The sequence below is a fragment of the Streptosporangium sp. NPDC049376 genome (genome assembly GCF_044466505.1).
Classification (GTDB): Bacteria; Actinomycetota; Actinomycetes; order Streptosporangiales; family Streptosporangiaceae; genus Streptosporangium.
Genome location: NZ_JBITMT010000002.1, coordinates 802,045 through 810,219 on the forward strand (window position 1 = coordinate 802,045; position 8,175 = coordinate 810,219).

The 8,175-nt window shown below is 72.3% G+C and carries 8 protein-coding genes; 7 read left to right on the plus strand and 1 reads right to left on the minus strand.

Annotation, left to right across the window (positions count from 1 at the left end):
• Positions 1-12: 12 nt before the first annotated feature.
• The 5 genes from ACIBVQ_RS09025 to ACIBVQ_RS09045 all read left to right on the plus strand — a co-directional run bounded on the left by ACIBVQ_RS09025 (position 13) and on the right by ACIBVQ_RS09045 (position 5,181).
• Positions 13-1,497, plus strand: coding sequence for a VWA domain-containing protein (locus ACIBVQ_RS09025; protein ID WP_386193869.1), 1,485 nt, complete (start codon positions 13-15; stop codon positions 1,495-1,497).
• Positions 1,494-2,648 carry a hypothetical protein gene (locus ACIBVQ_RS09030; protein ID WP_399176565.1) on the plus strand — a complete coding sequence of 385 codons (1,155 nt, stop codon included), beginning with the start codon at positions 1,494-1,496 and terminating at the stop codon, positions 2,646-2,648. The genes ACIBVQ_RS09025 and ACIBVQ_RS09030 overlap by 4 nt, the downstream gene beginning before the upstream one ends.
• Positions 2,645-4,030, plus strand: coding sequence for an ABC transporter substrate-binding protein (locus tag ACIBVQ_RS09035; RefSeq protein ID WP_362916243.1), 1,386 nt, complete (start codon positions 2,645-2,647; stop codon positions 4,028-4,030). Before ACIBVQ_RS09030 ends, ACIBVQ_RS09035 begins: the two co-directional genes overlap by 4 nt.
• Entirely contained in the window at positions 4,027-4,374 is a 348-nt protein-coding gene (locus ACIBVQ_RS09040; protein WP_352015512.1) for a CU044_2847 family protein, read from the plus strand. Before ACIBVQ_RS09035 ends, ACIBVQ_RS09040 begins: the two co-directional genes overlap by 4 nt.
• 153 nt (positions 4,375-4,527) lie before the next feature.
• Complete coding sequence (locus ACIBVQ_RS09045) at positions 4,528-5,181, plus strand: class I SAM-dependent methyltransferase (RefSeq protein ID WP_399176567.1); 654 nt, start codon at positions 4,528-4,530, stop codon at positions 5,179-5,181.
• Here the strand turns inward: ACIBVQ_RS09045 and ACIBVQ_RS09050 are convergent.
• The gene (locus ACIBVQ_RS09050) at positions 5,160-5,858 is read right to left on the minus strand and encodes a helix-turn-helix domain-containing protein (protein WP_362773045.1); all 699 of its coding nucleotides are present in this window, start codon (positions 5,856-5,858) and stop codon (positions 5,160-5,162) included. The two genes, ACIBVQ_RS09045 and ACIBVQ_RS09050, sit on opposite strands and share 22 nt — an antisense overlap.
• A gap of 65 nt (positions 5,859-5,923) precedes the next feature.
• Here ACIBVQ_RS09050 and ACIBVQ_RS09055 point away from each other — a divergent pair, with 65 nt between their 5' ends.
• Positions 5,924-6,400 (plus strand): hypothetical protein, encoded by a 477-nt coding sequence (locus ACIBVQ_RS09055; protein ID WP_352015515.1) that lies wholly within the window; start codon positions 5,924-5,926, stop codon positions 6,398-6,400.
• 94 nt (positions 6,401-6,494) lie between these two features.
• Positions 6,495-8,036 carry an alpha/beta hydrolase gene (locus tag ACIBVQ_RS09060; RefSeq protein WP_362916247.1) on the plus strand — a complete coding sequence of 514 codons (1,542 nt, stop codon included), beginning with the start codon at positions 6,495-6,497 and terminating at the stop codon, positions 8,034-8,036.
• The last annotated feature ends 139 nt before the right edge of the window (positions 8,037-8,175 follow it).

The following is an 8,175-nucleotide window of genomic DNA, read 5'->3' on the forward strand; positions in this document are numbered from 1 at the left end:
GAACAGGAACGGATGAGCGCACGCCCCGCCTTCACCCTCGAAGTGGGTCAGAACAAGTACCTGCGGGCCACGGCCGGCGAGATGCACGCCATGCTCACGATCGGCGCGCACGGCCTGGACGGACTCGCCCCCACGGTGGCCGAGGTCATCCTCGTGGACACCTCGGGCTCCATGGGCAGGCCGGGCACGAAGATCGGCGCGGCCAGGCGGGCGAGCGCGGCGGCGATCGACACGCTGCGCGACGGCGCGTTCTTCGCCGTCGTCTCCGGCAACCACGAGGCCGCGATGGTCTACCCGCCCGCCCCCGGGCTGGCCGTGGCGACGCCGGAGGTCAGAGCCGAGGCGAAGGCCGCGGTGCGGCGGCTCACCGAACGCGGTGGCACGGCGATGAGCACCTGGCTGCGGCTCGCCCGGCGCGTCCTCGCCACCCGGCCCGCCGTGATCAGGCACGCGATCCTGCTGACCGACGGCCGCAACGAGAGCGAGCCGGGGGAACGGCTCGACGCGGAACTCGACGCCTGCGCAGGACTCTTCTCCTGCGACGCCCGCGGCATCGGGGACGGCTGGGCGTCACAGGAGTTGCTGCGCGTCGTCACCGGGCTCAACGGCACGGCCGACGCCGTACGCGAGGACGCCGACCTGGTGGCCGACTTCCGGGAGATGACGCGTTCCGCGATGCGCAGGGGTGTCCCCGACCTGCGCGTCAGGCTGAGGCTGCTGCCCGGCGCCGAGGTCCGCTACGTCAAACAGGTCTTCCCCGTCGAGGCCGACCTCACCGGGCGGCTCGTACGGACCGACGGGACGGTGGAGTTCGGGACGGGACCGTGGGGTGAGGAGAGCAGGGAGTACTTCGTCCGCATAGACGTCGATCCGGCCGGCCGTGACCGAGGCGAGGACCTGCGGCTGGCCCGGGTGGACCTGGCGGCGGCCGAGGGGGCCTCCGGAGAGGTCGAACTGCCCGCCGTGGGGACGCCGATCCTCGTGCACTGGACCGACGAGCCCGCGCTGTCCTCCCGGGTCGACCCGAAGGTCGGCCACCACGCCCGGCACCTGGCGCTCAGGGAGGCGATCGACGCGGGCCGCCTGGCCTACGAGTCCGGCGACGGGGCCGAGGCCGAGCGGGCGTGGGGCCTGGCCGTACGGCTCGCGACGGAACTCGGCAACGACAGGAACCTGCGGTGGCTGTCCCACCTGGTCCACGTCGTGGACGCCTCCCGGGGGCTGGTGCGGCTGAGGGAGCGGATCGACCCCAGGGACATGAAGGGGTCACAGCTCAGCTCGTGGCACTCGACGCTGAGCCCCGGTGCCCGTTCCCGGCGGCTCGGTGAGGAGCCCGAGGAACGGCTGGTGGCCGCGCGGCGGCGGTGCCCGAACTGCTCACGTGTGCCACGGGCGGACTCCCTGTTCTGCGAACAGTGCGGCCTCCCCCTGCAGGATTTATCCGATTTATCGGACTTGTCGGAGGCTCCCGACGAGCTGCCCCCGGAGGACCGGTGAGCACCACGCGCAGGACCCTGTGGCGCCTCCGGGCCGTGCTGACGGTCGCCGTCGCCGCGCTGTTCGTCACCTCCTTCTGGCTGTTCCAGGGCGTGCACCAGACCGCCGACTCAAGGGCGATCTCCGCGATCCTGGAGATATCGAGCGTCCGGCAGGCGCTGGCCACCGCCGACCGGGCCGCCGTCGAGACCTTCCTCGGCACCTCGGAACCTGACATCCCAGGGCCGAGTACCGCAGAGGCGGGCGTTTCGGGGTCGGGCGTTCCATCGCCGGGAGGGGCCACGCTCACCCTGCCCGCCGAGCAGGAGTACCGCGAGCAGATCCAGACCGCCGGTCTCAACCTCGCCCAGGCGGCCAGGGACGACGTCGCCGAGGACGTACCGGGCAGGAGCGACGACCTGCAACTCGCCCAGGGGATGCTGGCCGTCTACACCACCCTCGTCGAGCAGGCCGGGGAGCACTACCGGCGCGGGGACGGCACCGTCGGCGCGACCTACCTCTGGGGCGCCTCCCGCCTCATGCACCATGACAGGCAGGGCATCCTCAAGACGCTCGACGACGCCCAGGAACGGCAGTGGACATGGCTGCGCGCGCAGTTCCCGTCCACCTGGGCGATGCGGACGGCCACGGTCTGCTGGGGCCTCTGCCTCCTGACGACGCTGGCCCTGCTCTGCGGGACGCAGGTCTTCCTGCGGCGGCGCTTCCGCCGGGACCTGAACCCCCGGCTGCTCACGGCCACCACGCTCGTGCTCGTCCTGGCGGCGGCGACCTCACCGGCCTACTTCTCCGGGGCCGATCTCGACGAGGCGGGCACGATGACGCGGAGGGTGGCCGAGGCCAGGAAGGCCGGGGTCGAGGCGGAGCACGACTACGGCGACGAACGGCTGGCGCGACTGCTGGACCCCGTCTGCGGCACGCCGGGCACGTGCGGCCCCACGGTCGCCAAGGAACTGCGTGTACGGCACGACGTCCCCCCGCCACCGGTCCCGAGGGAGGCGGCCGAGATCAGAGAGGTCAACGTCCGGATGCGGGACGCCACGGAGTACGCGGGCCTGGTCTTCCTCATCCCGCTGCTCTCCGCCGCCGCCGGGGCGCTGATCTGGGGCGGCATCCACCCACGCCTCAACGAGTACAGGTACCGGCCACGATGAGACGAAGAACGCTCCACAGGGTCACCACGAGGATCGTCGCCGGGCTGGCGCTGCTGGGCGTCACCGTGTGCGCCACGGCGTGCGCGTCGCTGCCCGGAGGCCGTACCGTCTCGGTGCTCGCGACCTGGACCGGCACCGAGGCCGAGCACTTCGGGAAGGTCCTTGCCGCCTTCGAGGACAGAACCGGCATCCACGTCGAGTACACCGGGACCCGCGCGATCGACGAGACGCTCCGCTCCGACCTGCGGGGCGGGACACCCCCGGACATCGCGATCCTGCCCAGCACCGGTGACCTGGCGCAGTACGCCCACAGCGGCGACCTCCTCCCCTTGGACGGGGTGGTCTCCCGGCAGGACCAGTACGGGCGGCCGTGGCTGCTGCGGCTGAACCGGAAGGTGTACGCCGTGCCGTTCAAGGTCAACCTCAAGAGCCTCGTCTGGTACGACCGGTCGCGCTGGCGGCCCTCCCCCCAGGAGATGCGGGACCCGCTCTCCCTGCGGACCGGGGGCCGGGCACGGAGCGTCTGGTGCCTGGGGATGCAGGCCCTGCGTTCGGCGGGCTGGCCGGGGACCGACTGGATCGAGGACATCCTGCTGCACCAGGTCGGTCCCGAGAAGTACCGGGAGTGGGCCTCGGGGACGCTGGCGTGGACCTCCGACGAGGTACGGCAGGCATGGGAGACGTGGGGGAGGATCCTGGACGCCTCCGGCCTCGACCGGCAGGGCCGCAGGGTCGCGCTGCTGACCGACTTCAGCGAGGCCGGGCTCGGGCTGTTCGGCGACCCGCCCGGCTGTCTCCTCGAACACCAGGCGTCCTTCGTCATCGTCACCTACCCGCCGGGCGGCGACGTCGACTTCTTCCCCTTCCCGTCCCTTCCCTCCGGGAAAGGCGGCGCCGTTCGCCGGTCGGTGGTGGTCTCCGCCGACTTCGCCGGGATGTTCAACGCGACCCCGCAGGCAAAGGAACTGATGAGGTTCCTCGCCGGTGACGAGGCCCAGCGGATCTGGCCCGCCATCCCGGCCGGTGCCGCCTTCTCGGCGAACCTGGGAGTGCCCCCCGACGTCCATTCCGTCAAGGATCCGGTGGGCAGGAAGGTCGCGGACACCCTCGACGGGGCGGCCATGGTGTGCCTGGACGCCTCCGACCTGATGCCGCCCGCCCTGCGCGACGCCTTCGGCGACGCCGTCATCGAGTATCTGAGCGCCCCGGAACGGCTGCCCGACCTGCTCACCGAACTCGACCGGGTCCAGGACCGTGTCAAGAACAGGTGGCGGCCGAACGAGCAGGAGCGGAAGGACCTGCTGTCGTTCTCCTGCCCCGGCCCCCTCAACCGGCCCGGCCGGCCCATCCGGCCCGCGAAACCGAACGGAGTCACCCCATGACAGAACTGGTGCGTTTCGACATCGACGGTGAGGAGGGCTCGGTGCTCGTCGAACTCGACCCGGCCCCCGGCTTCGAACGTCTCTCCCGCAGGGACGGCGGCCTCGCCCAGGCGAAGGTCTCCTTCGAGGGCGCCCTGGCCGGGGTGCGCGACGCGGCCTCCAGCGCCCTGAAGCAGTTCCAGGCCATGGCCGTACCACCGGACGAGGTCGAGTTGCAGTTCGGCGTCAGGCTGAGCGCGGAGGCCGGGGCGGTGATCGCCAAGACCGGCGCGGAGGGCCACTTCGAGGTGCGGGTCAAGTGGCAGCGCGAACCCCGCCTGAGAATCCTCTCCGACCCCTCCTGACCTCCCACCGGTGTCCCGGGCGACGGCCACACGGCCGCCCGGGGCGCCCGTCCCCCGGCGGTGGCGCGCCGACCGCCACCACCCGGGCCCTGCGGACATCCGCGAGCGGTTCGTTCAAGACCGGACCGCGGCGCGCGGACGAGACTGCCGGGCATGAGCGAGAACACCTTCACCCCCGCCCTCGGCCGTTTCGCCCCCACCCGGCTCTACGACCATGTGGTCGCGCTGACGCGTGAACGCCTGTGGCGGGCGCTGGCCGCCATGTACGTGGCGCCGCGCCCCGACGATGTGATCGTCGACGTGGGATGCGGCACCGGCTCGCTGGCGGTGACGCTGGCCCGCGTCGAGCCGAGGGCGCGGATCATCGGCCTCGACCCCGACTCCGACGTGCTGGCGACGGCCAGGCGCAAGGCCGCCGCCTCCGGTGTGACGGTGCGCTGGCAGACCGGCATGGGCGACGAACTGGCCGGCCTGCTGGGGGCCGCCTCGGTGGACACCGTCGTGTCCAGCCTCGTGCTCCACCAGTGCCCGGTGCCGGTGAAGCGGGCGGTGCTCGCGTCGATGGCCACTGCGCTGCGGCCGGGCGGGAGGCTGGTGATCGCCGACTACGGGCTGCAGCGAACGAAGCTGATGCGGCTGGCGTTCCTGACCGTCCAGTTCGCCGACGGCAGGCAGGACACCCAGCCCAACGCCGACGGCGCGCTTCCCGGTCTCATGTCGGCCGCCGGGTTCCGCGACGTGCACGAGGCCGAGGTGGTCTCCACGGCCACCGGCTCGATCTCGATCTACGTCGCGCGCAAGGGCTGACCGCGCAGCAGCGACAGTACGGCCACGGGCGTGAGGCCCGTCATCTCGCGCATCCGGCGGGTGAGGTGCGCCTGGTCGGCGAAGCCCGCCGCGAACGCCGCCTCGGCCGGGGAGCGTCCCGCCTGCAACGCCTCAGCCGCCAGACGCAACCGAGCCCACACCCGCCAGCGGGTCAGCGGCATGCCCACCTGGTGCCGTGCCAGGGCGCGCAACCGCTGGGGGGAGAGCCCAACCGTCGCGGCCAGCACGGGCATGGGAACGTTTCCGTCCCACAGCGTGTCCAGCGCCTCGACCAGCCGGGGGTCGAGTTCACCCGACGGGCGGGCGCCCGCCCTGCCGATGTCCTCCGCCCGCAGGCCGCGCAGTTCGGGAGCGGGGGTCACGCCGTCCCCGTGGCGTTCACGCAGCCGGTCGGCGAACACGCAGTGCGGCTCGACGTAGAAGACGACGAGATCCGTCGCGGCGAGCATGCGGTGCCGTTCCATCGGCGGCACGACCAGCGTCACGGCCCGGTGGTGGATGTCCGAGGCGTCCACGATGGAGACCTCGCCCCGGACCGCGACGGCGATCTGGAAGGCGGCGTGCCGGTGGAAGGAGCCGTCCGGTGTCGGGCCCTGGTACACCGCGTACCCCTCGCCGACGGAGAACCGGGGCGTCGGCCCCTCCTGTGGGTTCATCCCTTCGATTCTGCCCGGTACGACTCCTTGCGCCGACCGGGATTCGTCAGGATATCCTGACGAACATGACGTTCATGAGCCCCGACATCCCCGGTCACGAGGGTTTCGCCGCCCCGGTGCTGCCCAACGGCGAACCGGCCTCCTCCTCAAGCGCCTTCGTCAAGGAGTTCGTCGGTTACCAGGCCGCCTGCTCGTGCGGGTGGGCCGACCAGCGCCGGTTCCCGCCCACGCGGGAGGGGGCGAAGGAGACGGAGTACCGGTGGTGGAGCAGGCACGCCGCCCCGCTGATCGCCGCCGCCCCGCCCAGCGAACTGGTGGTCAAGTCGAACCTCCTGTACGAGCGGATCGCGCGACTCGCCGCGGAACGCCCGCTGGCCGCCCTGACGCTGCTGTCCCAGGTGGAGGGCTGGCAGCGCGTCCTGCTCGACCAGGCCGTCGCCGGGGCCCGGGAGTCCGGCGCGTCCTGGGCGCAGGTCGGAGAGGCGATGGGGATCTCCAAGCAGAGCGCACACGAGCGGTTCAGGACACGCGTGAACATGTGACACCGGGGACCCGGTCCACTGATCCTCCGAAGGGAGGAAACGGTCCGTACCTCCGTCTGGCGATCGCTCGCCGGAAATAGGCGATCATCAAGACATGCGTAAGGCATTTGCCCTCTTATTAGGGCTCACGATCCCCTTATCCACCTTCACCCCGGTTTCCGCGGACACCACACGGACCCCTGCCCCCAGCGCCGCGATCTCCTGGGCCCCCTGCCCCGAGGATTCGGGCGCGGAGTGCGGGACGCTCGCCGTACCGGTCGACTGGAGGCGTCCGGCGGGCGGGACGTTCAACGTGGGCGTCGCCCGCCGCAAGGCCACCGACCCTGCCGCCAGGATCGGCACGCTCGTGGTGGCCGCGGGCGGCCCCGGAGGGTCGGGGGTGGACCTCGTCCTCGCGAGCCCGCAGATCCTCACCCCGGAGACCCTGCGCCGCTTCGACGTCGTCAGCCTCGACCCGCGCGGCACGAACCGCAGCAACCCGGTGGTCTGCTCGACGGAGCTGCTGCAGCAGGCCCCCGACCCGATCGTGAAGAGCCAGGCCGAGTTCGACAGGGCCGTGGCCTACAGCAGGCGGCTGCGCGCCGACTGCCGGGCCCGCACCGGCCCGGTGTTCGACCACGTCGACTCGCTCAGCACCGCGGCCGACCTCGACGCGTTCCGCGCGGCGCTGGGCGAGGAGAAGCTGTCCTTCTGGGGCATCTCCTACGGCACCCTCCTCGGCCAGCAGTACGCCGAGCGCTACCCCCGGCGGGTCCGGGCCTTCGTGCTCGACAGCGTCATCGACCACAGCGTCGACACCCGGACCTTCATGGACACCGGGACCTGGGGCGCGCAGGACGCCTTCAACGAGTTCGTGGCCTGGTGCGAGCGTGACGAGGCCTGCCTCCAGCACGACGGGAACGTCAGAACCCTCTGGAAGGGGCTGATGGCCCGGGCCGACCGCGGCGAACTCAGTGTCCCCGGTCAGCCCGGCGCCCTGCTGACGCCCTTCGTCCTCAGCTGGACCGCGCTGGACTACTTCTACAGCGCCGACACCTGGCGTCCGTTCTCCGAACTGCTGGCCGCCCTCGACACCGGCCAGGCCACCGCCGGGCAGCTGCCCACGCCCCTGGCCGCCAAGAGCGCCCAGGACGTCAGCCCCAACCCCTTCCAGATCTTCTGTGAGGACTACCGGCTGCCCGTCCGCGACTTCCGCGAGTACGACAGGCACCTGCGCAGGCTGGGCAGGATCGCGCCCGACATGCGCTACAGCTTCCTCGCGGTCTTCCCGGTCTTCACGTGCCTGGGAGAGCCGAGTTCGATCCCCAACCCGCAGCACGAGCTGAGGGTCCGTACGGACACGCCGCTTCTGGTCGCCAACTCGCTGCACGACCCGGCCACCGTCTACCCGTGGGCCGTGAGCACGACCCGCCAGCTCGGCCGCTCCGGGCGCCTGCTCACCTACGAGGGCTGGGGTCACATCGTCTACGGCCGTGGACCGTGCGCCACGGGCGCCATCGACTCCTACCTGATCTCGCGGACCCTCCCCGCCCGAGGAGCCCGCTGCCCGGCCGTCCCGCCGAACACCGGGACCGACAACCTCCGCAAGCTCGTCTCCCCGCTTCCCCACATGCCCGGCTGGACCTCTCCCCTGTAGTCCCCGGTTCGGGGGGGGGCCCGGGGGCCCCCCCCCCCCCCCCCCCCCCCCCCCCCCCCCCCCCCCCCGGGGGGGGGCGGGGGGGCGCGCCCCCCCCCCCCCCGGCCCACACCCCCCCCCCCGGGGGGGGGGGGCGGGG